The 15694-nt window shown below is 60.6% G+C and carries 14 protein-coding genes and 1 riboswitch; of the genes, 8 read left to right on the plus strand and 6 right to left on the minus strand.

What is annotated here, in order from left to right; all coding sequences use genetic code 11:
* Positions 1–8: 8 nt before the first annotated feature.
* Positions 9–749, plus strand: a complete 741-nt coding sequence (locus GDN47_RS14250; RefSeq protein WP_152093617.1) for a TlyA family RNA methyltransferase — start codon at positions 9–11, stop codon at positions 747–749.
* Positions 746–1996, plus strand: a complete 1251-nt coding sequence (locus GDN47_RS14255; RefSeq protein ID WP_152093618.1) for a class I SAM-dependent RNA methyltransferase — start codon at positions 746–748, stop codon at positions 1994–1996. Before GDN47_RS14250 ends, GDN47_RS14255 begins: the two co-directional genes overlap by 4 nt.
* A gap of 392 nt (positions 1997–2388) precedes the next feature.
* Here the strand turns inward: GDN47_RS14255 and GDN47_RS14260 are convergent, their stop codons facing one another.
* Together GDN47_RS14260 and GDN47_RS14265 are read right to left on the minus strand one after the other, a co-directional pair.
* Positions 2389–3141, minus strand: coding sequence for a crotonase/enoyl-CoA hydratase family protein (locus tag GDN47_RS14260; RefSeq protein ID WP_113330487.1), 753 nt, complete (start codon positions 3139–3141; stop codon positions 2389–2391).
* A 9-nt stretch (positions 3142–3150) separates the two neighbouring features.
* Complete coding sequence (locus GDN47_RS14265; RefSeq protein ID WP_113330489.1) at positions 3151–4929, minus strand: acyl-CoA dehydrogenase family protein; 1779 nt, start codon at positions 4927–4929, stop codon at positions 3151–3153.
* 289 nt (positions 4930–5218) lie between these two features.
* On the opposite strand from GDN47_RS14265, the gene GDN47_RS14270 reads away from it, so the two are divergent.
* Positions 5219–6220, plus strand: coding sequence for a transporter (locus GDN47_RS14270; RefSeq protein ID WP_113330486.1), 1002 nt, complete (start codon positions 5219–5221; stop codon positions 6218–6220).
* 69 nt (positions 6221–6289) lie between these two features.
* Here the strand turns inward: GDN47_RS14270 and GDN47_RS14275 are convergent, their stop codons facing one another.
* Positions 6290–6757 carry a BA14K family protein gene (locus tag GDN47_RS14275; RefSeq protein WP_113330485.1) on the minus strand — a complete coding sequence of 156 codons (468 nt, stop codon included), beginning with the start codon at positions 6755–6757 and terminating at the stop codon, positions 6290–6292.
* A gap of 306 nt (positions 6758–7063) precedes the next feature.
* On the opposite strand from GDN47_RS14275, the gene GDN47_RS14280 reads away from it, so the two are divergent.
* Entirely contained in the window at positions 7064–8014 is a 951-nt protein-coding gene (locus GDN47_RS14280) for a glycoside hydrolase family 25 protein (RefSeq protein WP_233789924.1), read from the plus strand.
* Positions 8015–8108: 94 nt separating this feature from the next.
* On the opposite strand, the gene GDN47_RS14285 is transcribed toward GDN47_RS14280, so the two are convergent.
* Both GDN47_RS14285 and GDN47_RS14290 read right to left on the minus strand, forming a co-directional pair.
* Positions 8109–9197, minus strand: coding sequence for an FAD-binding oxidoreductase (locus GDN47_RS14285; protein WP_152093619.1), 1089 nt, complete (start codon positions 9195–9197; stop codon positions 8109–8111).
* 2 nt (positions 9198–9199) lie between these two features.
* Positions 9200–10444 (minus strand): aromatic ring-hydroxylating oxygenase subunit alpha, encoded by a 1245-nt coding sequence (locus GDN47_RS14290; RefSeq protein ID WP_152093620.1) that lies wholly within the window; start codon positions 10442–10444, stop codon positions 9200–9202.
* 96 nt (positions 10445–10540) lie between these two features.
* A riboswitch (cobalamin riboswitch) is annotated at positions 10541–10744 on the minus strand.
* Positions 10745–11093: 349 nt separating this feature from the next.
* Between GDN47_RS14290 and GDN47_RS14295 the strand changes: the two genes are divergently transcribed.
* The 3 genes from GDN47_RS14295 to GDN47_RS14305 are packed head-to-tail and all read left to right on the plus strand — an operon-like array spanning position 11094 to position 14201.
* A complete protein-coding gene (locus tag GDN47_RS14295; protein ID WP_069613716.1) occupies positions 11094–11711 on the plus strand; it encodes a DUF6656 family protein in 618 nt (205 codons plus the stop codon).
* 59 nt (positions 11712–11770) lie between these two features.
* On the plus strand, positions 11771–12745 hold the full coding sequence (locus GDN47_RS14300; protein ID WP_152093621.1) for an L-threonylcarbamoyladenylate synthase: 975 nt from the start codon (positions 11771–11773) through the stop codon (positions 12743–12745).
* Positions 12746–12770: 25 nt separating this feature from the next.
* Complete coding sequence (locus GDN47_RS14305; protein WP_152093622.1) at positions 12771–14201, plus strand: FAD-binding oxidoreductase; 1431 nt, start codon at positions 12771–12773, stop codon at positions 14199–14201.
* Between the two features lie 3 nt (positions 14202–14204).
* Here GDN47_RS14305 and phnF read toward each other — a convergent pair whose 3' ends face one another.
* A complete protein-coding gene (phnF, locus tag GDN47_RS14310) occupies positions 14205–14939 on the minus strand; it encodes a phosphonate metabolism transcriptional regulator PhnF (RefSeq protein WP_113390221.1) in 735 nt (244 codons plus the stop codon).
* A 72-nt stretch (positions 14940–15011) separates the two neighbouring features.
* On the opposite strand from phnF, the gene GDN47_RS14315 reads away from it, so the two are divergent.
* Positions 15012–15563, plus strand: coding sequence for an MOSC domain-containing protein (locus GDN47_RS14315; RefSeq protein WP_152093623.1), 552 nt, complete (start codon positions 15012–15014; stop codon positions 15561–15563).
* The last annotated feature ends 131 nt before the right edge of the window (positions 15564–15694 follow it).

A 15694-nucleotide genomic window follows, 5' to 3' on the forward strand; every position in this document is an offset into this window, starting at 1 on the left:
GACAGCCCATGTCCGAACCGCAACGCCTCGATCAGCTTCTTGTCATCCTTTCGCTCTTCGCCAGCCGCTCGCGCGCTCGCGATGCGATCCAACGCGGCACGGTCACCGTGAACGGCAAGATCGTGACGAAGCCGGGGGCACTTTTTTCCGAAAATGCCAAGATCAGCATCGACGATCCGGCGCAGGATTATGTTTCCCGCGCCGCGTTGAAGCTGGTGGCGGCACTCGACCATTTCGGCCTCGATCCGAAGGGACAACATTGTCTCGATGTCGGCGCATCGACAGGCGGCTTTACCGAAGTGCTGCTTCAGCGCGGCGCTACCCATGTCACGGCAATCGATGTCGGCCACGACCAGATGCATCCGCGCATAGCGGACGATCCACGCGTCACCAATATCGAGGGGCTCAACGCGCGCAACCTGACGGCAGAAGATATCGGCGAACCTTTCACCTTCGTCGTTTCCGATGTCTCCTTCATTTCGCTGAAGCTAGCTCTCGCGCCGGTGCTCGCGCTCGCCGAACCCGGCGCGCGGGCGGCGCTGCTGGTCAAGCCGCAATTCGAGGCGGGCCGCGATGCGATCGGCAAGGCCGGGCTTTTGAAGGACCCCTCCTCCGCTCCGGCTGTGGCCGCCGAACTCGAGCGCTGGTTCACCGAAGACATGGGTTGGCAAAGCCTCGGCCTCATCGCCTCGCCGATCGCTGGCGGCGACGGCAATCAGGAATTTCTTCTCGCAGGGATCAAGCCATGAGCACCGAAACCATTACCATTCAAAAGCTCGGCGCCCAGGGCGACGGCATCGCGCAGGGCACCGATGGCCCGATCTACGTGCCCTTCACCCTACCGGGCGAAAACGTCGCCATCGCGCGGGTGAAAAGCCAAGGCACGTTGATGTCGATTACGACGGCCTCACCGGATCGCCAGGAGCCGCACTGTCGGCATTTCGGCCCACATGGCGTCAACGGCGCCTGCGGCGGCTGCACCCTGCAACATTATGCCGATGCGCCCTATCGCGCCTTCAAGCGTCAGCTCGTGGTCGATGCCCTGCGCTCCAAGGGCCTCACGCCCGAAGTGGACGATATCGTCGCCGCGCATCCGGGCGAGCGCCGCAGGGTCGTCTTCGCCGCGCGCAAGACTGAAAAGGATATGCTGATCGGCTTCAATCAGGCCGAAAGCCACCACATCGTCGCCATAGAGGAATGTCCCATCGCCTCGGCCGGCATCATGGCCAGGCTGCCCGCCATCAAGACGATTGCAGCGGCAATCGCCATCAATGCCGAAGCCTTCCGCATCTCCGTATTGGAGACGCAGACGGGCCTCGACCTTGCCGTCGACGGCATCAAGTCTCTTTCGGACAAGCAGCGCCGTAGCACGATCGAAACGGTGCTGTCGCTTCGCGGCATCGCCCGCGTCTCGCTAAACGGCGAGATCCTAGTGGAGCCGGTAAAGCCGATGATCGATTTCGGCGGCGTTCAGGTTGCGCCGCCGCCCGGTGCCTTCACACAGGCGACCAAGCAGGCCGAGGACGCCATGGCGGAGCTGGTTGCAATCCACGTCGGCAAGGCCAAGCGTATCGCCGATCTCTTCGCCGGCAGCGGCACATTCTCGCTTCGCCTGGCGCGGATCGGGCGGGTGCATGCGGTCGAAGGTGAGGCCAAGCCGCTTGCCGCTTTGGATCATGCCGCCCGCAACACGCAGGGACTGAAGCCAGTCATCGTGGAACGCCGCGATCTTTTCCGCCGGCCCTTGATGGCGCAGGAATTGAAGGTCTACGATGCCGTTGTCTTCGACCCGCCGCGCGCCGGCGCGGAATTCCAGAGCAAGGAACTGGCGCGCTCCCAGGTCAAGAAGATCGTTGCCGTCTCCTGCAATCCGCTGACCCTCGCCCGCGATCTCGCTATCCTGGTCGAGGGCGGCTACCGCATTACGCGGGTGACGCCGATCGACCAGTTCCTGTGGACCTCGCATGTCGAAGTCGTTGCGGCGCTGGAGAAGTAGCTCTCTTCGCCAGAAGTTTGGTGGTCGGCCCTCGTGGTTCGAGGCTACGCCCTCTGGGCTTCGCACCTCACCATGAGGGCGGAGTCGCTCACGATCGAGATGCGCCAGAGATTAGCCTTCATGCTGAGGAGGCCCGAAGGGCCGTCTCGAAGCACGAGGGCGGGCAGGGCTATCGCATATGGAGGCGGATGAGCACCATAAACTCCTTCTCCCCTTGGGGAGAAGGTGGCCCGAAGGGTCGGATGAGGGGGTTATCGATTTGAATTCATGGATTTTTGTGGTCTTGGCGGGCACCCCCTCATCCGCCTGGCGGCACCTTCTCCCCGCTGGGGAGAAGGGGGACAGCGGCGATCTCCGCTCATATGCGATAGCCCTGCGAGGGCGGGTGAGCTTCACCGCTTCATGAAGGCTTCGAAAGCCGCGCGGGCCTCGGCGCTTTTCAGCTGGGCGGCGAAATGTTCGGCTTCATCCTGGATGCGGTCGAGGACGGCATCGGTTGGGCCTCGCATCAAGTCACGCGCAATCCGCAGAGCCTCGGGCGGCTTGGCGGCGAGTTTTGCAGCCAGCGACAGCGTTTCGGTCTCCACCGTTTCCGGTGACGCCATCTTCCAGATCAGGCCCGCCTCCTTCGCTTCGGAAGCGGAGAATCCTTCGCCGAGAGCAAGCAAGGCGAAAGCACGCTGATGTCCCATCACGCGCGGAGCAAGCAGGCTTGAAGCCGCTTCCGGAACCAGCGCAAGATCGACGAAGGGTGTCTTGAACAGGCTGCGATCCGAAGCAATTGTTAAATCGCAATGCAGATGGATCGTGGTGCCAATACCAATCGCCAGACCATCGACACCAGAGACGACGGGCTTCTTTGTGCTCGCCAGTGCAACGAGAAAATCAATGACTTCGCGCCCCATATTGCCGCTCATGGCGAAGGCAAGGAAATCCGCCAGATCGTTGCCGGCGGAAAAACAGCCTTCCGTGCCAAGAAAGACGTGGACGCGGATGTCCGGCGCAGCTTCCGCTGCCTTGAGCGCATCGGTCATGGCCTGATACATGGCGCGCGTGATGGCATTCTTCTTTTCCGGCCGGTTGAAGCGGATGATCTGGACCTGCGGCGCAGTCTCGGGGCGTTCGATCAGGATGTGGTCGGTCATGGCTTTTCCTCAGGCTAGTGCGGCGCGGGCGGCTTCGAGGCTGGATGCGCCGGCGATGACCCGATCAGAGAGAGCGGCGGTCTCGGCCAGAAGATTTTCGGCAGCGAACCGGCAGAGTGCGATGCGCTTGATGCCTTCGCCGTCGCCTGCATCGGCAAGGCCACCCTTGGCAAGATACGAGCCGGTCAGCACCAGGCCGAAAAGCCGCTGGTAAGGCGTGGCGCCCGCCAGAGCTTCGGCAACGGCGCCTTCTGCCTGTTTCGACAGGAGCCATTCGCTCGTCTTTTCGAGATCGGCAATGGCTGCCTGCAGCCGCGGCGCCGTTTCACCGAAGCCTTCGAGATTGGATTTCGCGACACTATCGGCAATCTCACGCAGTTCGGCAATGACGCCGCGCACATGATCGCCATTGCCGATTGTCAGCTTGCGCGTCACCAGATCGATCGCCTGGATGCCGTTGGTGCCCTCGTAGATCGGTGCGATGCGCACATCGCGCAGCAGGCGTGCTGCCCCCGTCTCCTCGATGAAGCCCATGCCGCCATGAACCTGTATGCCAAGCGATGCGGCATCGACGCCGGCATCGGTGGAAAAGGATTTGGCGATCGGCGTCAGCAATGCTGCACGCTCCTGCCAATATTTCGCCCTCTCGGGATCGCGATGCGACATGTCGATCGCCTGTGCACAGGCGTAGCAGATCGCGCGCCCCCCTTGAGTCAGGGCTTTCATCGTCAGCAGCATACGCGCGACATCGGGATGCTCGATGATGGGGCTCATGCCTGATACGGCCGTGCCCGGCGCGCGGCCCTGGGTGCGCTCCCGGCTATAGGCGATGGCCTTCTGGGTTGCCGCTTCCGCAATCGCCACGCCCTGAATGCCGACAGCCAATCTGGCATTGTTCATCATCGTGAACATGCAGGCGAGGCCCTTGTTCTCCTCGCCCACCAGCCAGCCGACGGCGCCCTTTTCCGCACCATATTTGCCATCGCCATAGATCATCGTGCAGGTCGGTGAACCATGGATGCCGAGCTTATGTTCCAGCGAATGCACGAAAAGATCGTTGCGGGCGCCGAGCGAACCATCCTCATTCACAAGGAATTTCGGCACGAGAAACAGCGAAATGCCGCGCGTGCCGGCCGGCGCATCCGGAAGGCGGGCGAGAACGAGATGGATGATGTTCTCGGTCGCTTCGTGATCGCCCCAGGTGATGAAAATCTTCTGGCCGAAGATGCGATAGGTGCCGTCATCGCGGCGTTCGGCGCGGGAGCGCAGAGCGCCGACATCGGAACCCGCATGCGGCTCCGTCAGGTTCATGGTCCCCGTCCACTCGCCCGAGACGAGCTTTGCCAGATATGTCTTCTTGAGGTCTTCGCTGCCGTGAGCCCGCAGCGCTTCGACCGCTCCCATGGTCAGCGTCGGCGCGAGGCCGAAGGCCATCGAGGCGGAATTCCACATTTCCAGCGTCGCGATGTTCAGCATGTGCGGCAGACCCTGCCCACCGAACTCCTCGGGCGCGGTCAGGCCATTCCAACCGCCAGCGATCCAGTCGCGGTAGAGCTTCTCCCAGCCATCGGGAAGAACCACCTTGCCATCCGCCAGCCTTGCGCCTTGCTTATCGCCATTCTCGGCAAGCGGCTCCACCTCTTCGCCGGCGAAACGCCCGGCTTCCGACAGGATGGCATCGACAAGATCGGTGCTGAGATCGCCGAGAACGCCCTCTTCCATGGCGCGCTCCATGCCAACGACATGTTTCAGGGTGAACGCGATTTCTTCGACAGGCGCCTTGTACATGATGATTTCCTCCGGATCGATGCTAGCGATGGCCCGCCTCATCCGGACCATCGGCCATTTGTGGTTATAGCTAGTTTATTTTTACGTAAACGTCAATTTTCTCAAATTGCAGGAAGCATCGATTTCCATCGTCTCGCGAACCCGAACGTGACATGCGTCTTACGCGTGCCGAGCGGCCGTGACATCGCCGCCTATATCCGCGATTATTCCGCCAAAGCAGCGACTTGCATAAACAATCGTCATGAACGAAGACTAAGGCAACTGTTCAGACAATGCGAATGATGCCCCCATGAACACGCTCACGTCAGCCAACACCATACCAGGCTTTATCTGGGCATACCGTCTCCGTCCCGGCGAAACCAAGCCGGAGCGCCTACCTGACGATACCGATCGTTCGAGGCTGTTCGGCGACGACGGCTTTCTCTGGCTGCATCTCAATCTCGTGGATGCCCGGGTGCCGGCCTTCCTCGAGGATGCGCCGGGGCTGAACGAAGCCGCCCGCATAGCGCTGACCACGCATGAGACACATGCAACGATTACGGTCGACGAACAGATGCTTTTCGGCACATTGGTCGACTTCCAGCGCGACTTTGCCCACAACACCCACGACATCGGCTGGCTGCATTTCGCACTGACCGATCGCCTGCTGATAACAACCCGGCTGCAGCCGCTGCGCAGCCTGGACAGGACCCGGGTGCTGATCGAAAAAAACGCCGCACGATTTTCCAATCCCGTTGATATTTTCGAGCTGATCGTCGTCGAGTTCCAACGAACCCTGATCTCCGTCGTCATCGAAATCAGCGAAGAGCTGAATGGCATTGAGGATTTCGTCCACGGCAATACGTCGCGCGACGAGCGTGCCAAGCTGCCGCCCATCCGCAGGACGATCGTGCGCCTGCATCGCCATCTGCGGACCGTTCTCTCGTTGATGCGCCACGCCGCTGCCTCCGACGACGAGGAAATGCCGCTCGGCTTCGAGGATGTCGCCGGCCGGCTGACGGGACGCCTCGAAGCGGTCGAGCACGACGTCTATGCACTGCAGGAACGGGCAAGGCTGCTGCACGAAGAGATCGATTCGAAGCTTGCCTCCGAGATCAATCGGCATCTCTACATCCTGTCGATCATGACCGCGTTTCTGCTGCCGCCGACGCTGGTGACCGGATTCTTCGGCATGAACACATCAGGGTTGCCGCTGGCAAGCGGTGCAAGTGGCACCGGATACGCGGTTGGCTTCATCATCGCCTCCATGCTGCTGGCATGGTGGCTACTCAAGCGGGTCAATATTCTCTGACGTCAAAGCATGAAAAAGCCGTCCGGCGAAAAACCGGACGGCTTGCATTTGTCGTTCTGAAATTGCCGCTTAGAAATACGGCGAATAGCACTGACGGCGCGGGCCGGAATTCGGCTGGAAGGTATTGTCGTAAGCGCGATAGGAGCGGTAGCGCGACTCGCACCAGGCGACATGGCGCGGGTTGATGCCCGCGGACGGAGCCGGAGCCGGCTCATAGTAACGCGGTTGGCTGGCGATCGCGCCGCCGATCAGCGCGCCTGCGCCGAAGGCAGCCAGCGGGAACCAATAGCCGTCATGATAGCGATAGCCATGACGATACCCTCGATAACCACGATAGCCGCCATACCAGCCGCGGCGGTAGTAGCCACCATGGCGCCACTGCACCTGTTCGACATTACCAGGCGCGGCCTGGGTGGGTGCGGACTGTTTTACGATCGGTGCGGCCGGCATCTGCATGGCAAAAGACGGTGTGAAGCTCGTCATGGCGACGGCAGCCGTTAAGGCGACTGTCGCGATTTTTGCACGGAAACCAAGCATTTTCATCTCCATTCCCTGGTTCGACTTGATACTCAAGCCTGTAGCGTTTCATGTCGGGAATGCTTCCCGAGCAAGGTTTCGCCGCCTGCTTCGTCGCATATCCGAATAGACGGCAAGAAACGCGGCAGCGCGTTATTTAGTTCCTCAAATCCCTACCGATTTAAGGAGTTACGAGGGGCTCCACGATGAACTTATAGTGATTGCTTTCTTAACCCAAGATTAACCAGCAATCCTTACTATTATTTCATGAAAGGATACCGAAAGAGTAACCTCCTCATTTACAGCTTGCTGACGATCCTGGCCCTGATGGGGCCGGTCTCAAAGCCTTCGGCCGGCGAAAGCCAGCCCTGGGGCGATCCGAAAAACGCCCTGATTGTCGATGCTTACGAGCTGAACACCATCGACTGGACCGCGTTTCTGCAGGACAAACGGATAGCCGGCTTCATCTCCAAGGCGTCCGACGGACTTCCTGAAAGCTTCAGTTGCACAGGCGACCATGGCGGCGATACGGTGGCCCATTGCAGGACGATGTGGCGCAAATACGCAGTTAGCCGCGAACTGTTTCAAACCCGCCGCATGCTGGCAAAGACGAATGGCCTGTTATGGGGCGCCTATCATCTGGGGCGCCCGGGCAATCCGATCGATCAAGCCAATCATTTTCTCGACTACGCCAATCCTCAGCCCGATGAACTGATGGTGCTCGATATCGACGGCATGGACACGACGCAGTTCATGTCGCTGGATGACGCGCAGATCTACGTCGCCCACATCAAGGTCAGAACCGGGCGCTACCCCATTCTCTACGTCAATCACAACACGGCGCGATACATAGCCGACCATCGCGGCACCTATCCGCTGCTGTCGCGGCTGCCCTTGTGGTATGCGCGCTACAAGCCTGATGTCAAAGGCACTTTTCCACTCGGCAACTGGGACAATTATGCCATCTGGCAGTTCGCTTCTTCAGACAATTGCTCGGAGAAAAGCTGCCCCTATCGCGTGCCGGGCACGCTCACCGATATCGACGTCAATGTCGTGCCGATGACGAAGATTCAGCTTGCCAAGATCTGGCCGCAAGGTGATCTCCTGCCGGCCAAACCCCTGCCCGCGCCGGACGTGACGATCGCGCTCGCACAGATGTGCAGCGGGCCGCGGCAGACGCTCGTTTCGCTCATGGCCGACGTCGACCCAGTCGTCACTGCCTCGACCCCGCAATCGAAGCCGGTCGAGATCAACGAGCTGAATTACCAGGATTTCTAGAGTATCTTCGCTTTTCCTCGAATCGCGAAAACGCTCTATCTTCTTGTTTGTTTACGCATTCCGGACGGAAAACCGCTGCGTACCTGGAAATGTTCTACGCCTCGATCTGCACATCCGTCTTCGGGCGCGAACAGCAGGCGAGGATGTAGCCCTCGTCGATTTCGTCATCGAGGATGCCGCCATTGTGGCTCATCTCGACTTCGCCGGAGAGCTTCATGACCCGGCATGTGCCGCAAAGACCGGATTCGCAGGCCGCGCCGATGCGCACGCCGGCGCCACGGGCCGCCTGAAGCACGGTCTGGCCCGCTGCGCAGACGACATCCTTGCCGGCCATGGTGAAACGGATCGTGGTTGCGGCCTCGCCCGATGCATCATCGGAAACCTCTGCGAGCGGTGTCGCCGCATTGGCCGGCTGGAAGCTTTCCTGATGGTAGCGCGACATGTCGAAGCCATGGGCTTCGAGCATGGAGCGCACGGCGTCCATGAAGACTTCCGGGCCGCAGCAGAAGATCGTCCGGTCCATGAAATCCGGCGCCAGCAGACCGATCTTCGCCTTGTCGATGCGGCCCTTCAAACCCGACCAGAGATCGGTGCGGCCGCAACCCTCGACGATGAAGCCGAGGTTGAGGTTCGGCATGAAGCGGGCGAGATATTCGAGCTCGGAACGGAAGATGATATCCGTCGGGCTGCGCGAACAGTTGACAAAGGTAATGTCAGACAGTGGTGCGATATCGGACATATACCGCGTCATCGCCATCATCGGCGTGATCCCGGAGCCGGCCGAGACGAAGAGATATTTCTCGCCGGGATGGCGGATATGGCTGAAATCGCCGAGCGGGCCGAAAGCCTTGATGCGCATGCCGGGCTTCAGGTTCTCGAACATCCAGCGCGTGCCGATGCTATCCTTCTGCGCTTTCACCGTCACGGCGACCGAGAAGGGCCGCGACGGCGTCGACGACAGCGTATAGGTGCGCATGACCGGCTCCGGAGCCGTCGGCAGCTCCAGCGTCACGAACTGTCCCGGCAGATAGCGGAACCAGTTGTCCTTGTCGGAGCGGAACGTGAAGGTCATCACGTCGGGCGCTTCGGGCGTTGCCGAAAGGCATTCGAGCACATGCTGCCTGTCATTCCAGGGCTGCATCTGGTCGAGGTGTCGATGCGGGTAGGAGACGGTCATGTTCATACTCAGGCAACCGCAGACAGCTTGGCCTGGTCGCCCTGCAGCCGGTTGATCATGAACGTCGTGTACCATTCGACGAACTGCATGACTCCCCCTTCATGGACCTCCGAATAGGGACCGGGCTCATAGGCCGGCGAGCGGATGCCGAAGGCGTTTTCCTCGACGATGCGACGGTCCTGGTCGTTGGTTTCGGTCCAGACGTGGGTCAGCTCTTCCAGATTGTAGTCGACACCTTCGACGGCATCCTTATGGACGAGCCACTTCGTGGTGACGGCGGTTTCCTCGGCGCTGATCGGCAGGACACGGAAGGAAATCGCGTGGTCGCCGAGCATGTGGTTCCACGTCGTCGGGTAGTGGAACAGCAGCATGGTGCCGATGCCGTTGATCGTCACGTCAGATGAAAGCGGCCGCCTGACGGCATTCTGGCCGGACATGGTGTAGCTCTCGGCCCCTTCGATCAGCGGCATGCGGGCGGCGCGGAACTGTCCATCCGGCGAGATCTTGAACTCGCTCGGCAGGCCGGCAGCTTCGCAGCGCTGCCAGTGTTCAGCGATAACGGGGTCATTCATCGCGCCCTGCACGCCGGTGACGGTCGGAGCTTCCGGGAAGGTGCGGCAAAGTTCGGGGTGATTAGCCGCGCAATGGTAGCATTCGCGGTTGTTTTCCCAGACGAGTTTCCAGTTGCCCTTTTCGATAATGGTGCTCTGGAAGGCGACCTTGGCTTCGCTGATGCGATGCGGCGCCATGTAGGGCTCGATCGTCGCACGAACCGGGGCGAAATCGGGAGCGTTCTGCGCGAGGCAGATGAAGATATAACCGCCGACGCTTTCGCAGTGAACCGGCTTCAGCGAATACTGGCTCTTATCGAAATCCTCCGCCATCTGGCGGGCAAAGAGCAGCGAGCCGTCAAGTTCGTAGGTCCACTGATGATAGGGGCAGACGAGCTTTGCCGAGGAGCCGCGCTCCGTCGTGCAGACGCGTGAGCCGCGATGGCGACAGCTATTGTGGAAAGCGCGGATGACCTGATCGCGGCCGCGGACGATGACGACGGGATAATCGCCGATCTGGACAGTGAAATAGTTGCCCGCACGCGGCACTTCGCAATCGTGGCCGATGAAGAGCCAATCGCGATAGTAGATCGTCTCCATGTCGAGCTTGAAGTAATCCTGATCGGTGTAGAAGGGTTGCTCCAGGCTGAAACCCGTCCGGTGGTTCTTCAGTTGCCGCAGAACTTTGCTGCCGATGTCCATTTGCCTATCCTTAGCAGTACCAGGAGGCGGGCAAAGGACATGCACGGCCGATTGGGAGCGGCCAAAAGCAATGTCCCGACCACCCGCCGCGGTCAGTAAACCTATGTGCCCAAGGCTGGTTTCCGGGCTCTGGAGCGGCCCTGTTTCCAGAGCCCCATGGCACCTTCCCAGGTCGATCGACCCAGTGGCTTTATCCGCCATGCCTCACTCCACCACCGTTGCGGGGGCAGCGCCGGATTTTGACCGGCTTCCCAATTCTCCGTCTCCCTAGCGGACGGCACCTTGAGATTGATGGCATCATAGCTCCCGGCTCCGCCAGCCGCTGCGCTGCAATGCGACATCGGCTCCGAAATTGACGACAGGCGAAACGGGGCGCCGGGACGGTTGCATATCATGAAGATATTGGAAGGTGATTCAATCATTTAGTCGCCCGCGCGAAAGCTGGCCTGAGCATCGCATTTGCATTCTGCTAATGACGCTTTATTCTGATTGCGACAAGCCCGCGAGCGGCCGCTAATCAGGAGAATAAGTGGGCGGCGGAGAGCGCCTGCAGAGTCGGTAGCGGTAGTCTTGGCTCAGGCGCGATCAAGCTCGGCTCAAGCTCCGTAATCCATCATGTTCCCCAAAGAGTTTTATAGCGAGATCCGGCATGGCCAAACTCAGATATTTCGACGCTGGGAAGCCCGCCGAGCCCGAACCGGCGCCACCGGTATCGACGACGGGCTACAGCGAATTCCTGCGCACCGGCCGCATCAACCGCAACAGACCACATTGGCTGGCGGAAGAGCGGGAATATCTTACCCATGAGCAGGTGGCTGTGCGCACGGCACAGAAGCTCAGGGATGCCGGCGAAAAGACCCATGACCGGCTCAACAGCTTCCACAAGTCCATCCGCTTTCCGAAGCTCATCTTTCACCACACGCTGAAGGACACGCCGCATCTCGGCTACTGCCACGTCACCGCGGCGCGGACGCAGTTCGCGCATTACGAGGACGTGAACTGGGCTTTCTATATTGCCAATTTCTTTGCCCGCATCGGCCAGGAAGAGAACTTCTTCGAAGACATCAGCCTCAAATATTCGCGGATGTATTTCGCCGTCGCCATCCACCCGGACAAGGACACGGAAGACAAGAAGCTGACGATCAATCGTGACGTCAGAGGCAATGGCGTCCTGTTCCACACCCACGATCCGCAGATCGCCATCCGCAATGTTCTCTTGCTCGGCGCCCGCAACGAGCAGCTTCGCGACATTATTCGCCAGCTTTGACGATTGATCCGAAAACTCGAAGAGCATAAGAAACGGCCTGAACTGCAAGCAGGCAGGCCATGGCACGACACATAGACATTCTCGAACATCCGCAAACGGCGATCGAAGTCGCGACAGCGACTCTCGCAGAGGGTCTGCCGATCGGGCTGCCGACGGAGACGGTCTATGGTCTTGCCGCCGATGCTACCAATCCAGCCGCCATTACCCGGATCTATGAGACGAAGGGCCGTCCGCGCTTCAATCCACTGATCTGCCATATGAGCGATCTCGCCATGGCCGAACGCTATGCGGTCTTCGATCCTACCTCCCGTAAATTGGCGGAAGCTTTCTGGCCCGGCCCGCTGACGCTGGTGCTACCGCTGAGACCCGACAGCGGCATCCATCCGCTGGCGACTGCCGGGCTCGACACGGTCGGCATCCGCGTGCCGCAAGGCTTTGCCGGCGATCTGATCCGCGCCTTCGGCCGTCCGCTTGCCGCGCCGAGCGCCAATACTTCGGGCAAGATCAGCGCCACAAGCGCCGATCATGTGAGTGAAGACCTCGGGGAGCGGATCACGCTCATCCTCGATGCCGGCGCCTCAGTCGTCGGCGTGGAATCGACCATCGTCAAGGTCGAGGATGGCGAGATGCGTCTGCTGCGGCCCGGCGGGCTGGCGGCAAGCGAGATCGAACGAGTGGCCGGCAAGGCGCTGAAGCGCAAGAAGAAGGCTTCAGCTGCCATCGAGGCGCCCGGCATGCTCGCTTCGCATTATGCACCGGGCGCTGCCGTGCGGCTCGACGCGACTGAGGTTTCCGCGAACGAAGCGCTGATCCGCTTTGGAACACCAGATATTCCCGGCATCGAAAAGGCTATTGCCGTACTGGATCTGAGCGCCAGCGGCGATCTTTCGGAAGCTGCCGCAAACCTTTTCGATTTCATGAAGCGCGCCGATGCCACCGGCGCGACAACGATTGCTTTCTCGCATATTCCCGACGAGGGCCTCGGCGAGGCCATCAACGACCGGCTGCGCCGCGCCGCCGCGCCCAGAGAATAAATCAGCCATCGGCAAAGGACACGCCATGAGCAGCTCCGTCCCCTCTTCCGACCTTCTCGATCGCTTCGCCGCCATCGTCGGCGAAAAGCATACCGTACGGGACCCAGCGGAACTTGCACCGCATCTGGTGGAAAATCGCGGACTCTATCACGGCGCCTCGCCCATGTTGCTGAAGCCCGGCTCGGTGGAAGAGGTTTCGGCCATCCTCAAGCTTGCCAGCGAAACCGGCACGGCGATCGTTCCCCAGACCGGCAATACCGGCCTTGTCGGCGGGCAGACGCCGCGCGAGGGTGGTTCCGACATCATCCTCTCGCTGGAACGCATGAACCGTATCCGCGATATCGATCCGGTCGGCAACACCATGATCGTCGACGGTGGCTGCATTCTCGCCGATGTTCACAAGGCTGCGGCCGAGCATGGCCGCATGTTTCCGCTTTCGCTTGGCTCCGAAGGCTCCTGCCGTATTGCCGGCAATCTTTCCACCAATGCCGGGGGTACGGCCGTTCTCGCCTATGGCAACATGCGCCAGCTCTGCCTTGGCCTTGAAGTCGTGCTGCCCACGGGCGAGATCTGGAACGGACTACGCCGTCTGAAGAAGGACAACACCGGCTACGACCTGCGCGATCTTTTTATCGGCGCGGAAGGCACGCTCGGCGTCATCACCGGCGCGGTGCTGAAGCTTTTCCCGCAGCCGCTTGGCCATCAGGTGGCCTTTGCCGGCCTGCAATCGGTCGATGACGCGCTGACTTTATTCAAGAATGCCTCCAGCCTCTGCGGCACGGCACTGACTGGTTTCGAGCTGATGCCGCGCATCGGCGTCGAGTTCACCACGCGGCATATTCCGGGCGTGCGCGACCCGCTCGACACAGCCCATCCCTGGTATGTCCTGATCGATATTTCCACCTCGGATTCGGCTGAGACCGCCGAGCGGATGATGACGGCGCTGCTCGAGCAAGGCTATGAGGCCGGACTGATCCAGGATGCGACCATTGCCAGCTCGGAAGCGCAGCAGAAGGCCATCTGGCATATGCGTGAGAGCATGTCGGACGCACAGAAGCCGGAAGGCGGCTCGATCAAGCACGATGTTTCCGTGCCGGTGGCGCAAATCCCGCAATTCATGGCGGAAGCCGAAAAGGCCGTTGTCGGTGCCATGCCGGGCGCGCGTGTCTGCGCCTTCGGCCATATGGGCGACGGCAATATTCACTACAACATCTCGCAGCCCGTCGGCGCCGACAAGGCGGAGTTCATCGGCCGGTGGCGCGAGATGAACAAGATCGTGCATGGTCTGGTGCTACAGCATGGCGGCTCGATCTCGGCCGAGCACGGCATCGGCCAGCTGAAGCGCGACGAGCTTGCTTCCATCCGCTCGGAGATCGAAATCGACCTGATGCGCCGGATCAAGACGGCTTTCGATCCGGCAGGCATCATGAATCCGGGCAAGGTCCTCAAGGTCTGAGGCTCAAACCGTCACGACGACCCGCTCCGAAGCAAAGCAGCCAATCTGGCAGGAAATCACATTGCCATCGGCATCGATGTCTTCGCCGGCATAGGCAAGCACTGGCGCGAGGCGCGATTGCTGCAGCAGACGGGCTTCCGCTTCAGTCGGCATGCGCGCGGTGATGTCGGTGGAGCGTCGCCAATAGTCGGCCACGCCATAATCCTTCAGCGCCGCCGTGAATGAGCCCATTACGGTGAATTTCTCTGCCAAACCGGGGAAGCGCTTGGCCGAGCAGCTGCGCATCACGACCGAGACGGGAAGCGCATCGGCATAGGCTACCAGGCACATTTCCAGCACCGCCTCGCCCGGCTGAAGATTGAGCCGCGTGGCGATATCGGCAATTGCCGGAACTTCCCTGGCCGAGACAACCTTGCGCGTGAGGTTCGCATCCGTCGCGGTCAGATCCTTGGTGAACCGTACCTTGTCGCCCAACTGGAAACGAACGGGCATATCGGCACGGACATAGGCGCCGCTGCCGCGCGCCACGCGCAACAAGCCCTCCCCTTCCAGCTCTGCGATCGCGCGCCGCATCGTCACCCGGGAGACACCGAATTGTTCGGACAAAGCGCGCTCGCCCGGCAGCCGGCTGCCGGGCGCATGCGTGCCCGTATCGATGGCATTTCTCAGCTTCGCGGCAACGGCCGCCCAGCCTCCCGCAGCCCTTACGCCTTTGTCCTGTCGATTTTTCTCTTCCATCACCAATCTGTCAGCTTGAAATTGGTATATACCAATTTATAAAGATCCAGATCGTTTATGGAAGGGTTCGGCATGGGCGACAAGCGGATATATGTCACGTCAGTCAGCAGCAGCGGCGTTCACGCGTTCAGCAAGCAGACCAAGGATTACATTCAGCTGCTAACGGGGCTCGGCGTCGAAGGCGATGCGCATATGGGGGTGACGGTGAAACACCGCTCTCGTGTTGCGGTCGATCCGACCCAGCCGAATCTGCGCCAGGTGCACCTCATTCAGGAAGAGTTGTTCGACGAGCTCACTGAAAAGGGTTTTTCCGTTTCGCCGGGTGACATGGGCGAGAATATTGCCACCCGAGGGATCGATCTGCTTTCTCTGCCGCAAGGCACGCGCCTGCATATCGGCGTTGAAGCGATCGTCGAGGTGACGGGCTTGCGCAATCCCTGCAAGCAGATCGACAATTTTCAGAAAGGCCTGCTGCATGCCGTGCTCGACAAGGATGCCGATGGCGGGTTGGTCCGCAAGGCGGGCATCATGGGCATTGTATCGAGGGGCGGCCGTGTGCAGCGCGATGACGAGATCCGCGTCGAGTTGCCGCCGCTGCCGCATGTGAAGCTTGAGCGGGTTTGACAACAAATCGAGCTGATGCTCCGCACAGCGAGAAGTCGGTTCTGAGTGCGCCGAGCCTATGATACCCCCCTCTGTCACTTCGTGACATCTCCCCCACAAGGGGGGAGATTGTTGGGAGTATGTCGCACCGC

The organism is Martinezella dioscoreae, from assembly GCF_009176305.1.
GTDB lineage: Bacteria > Pseudomonadota > Alphaproteobacteria > Rhizobiales > Rhizobiaceae > Rhizobium > Rhizobium dioscoreae.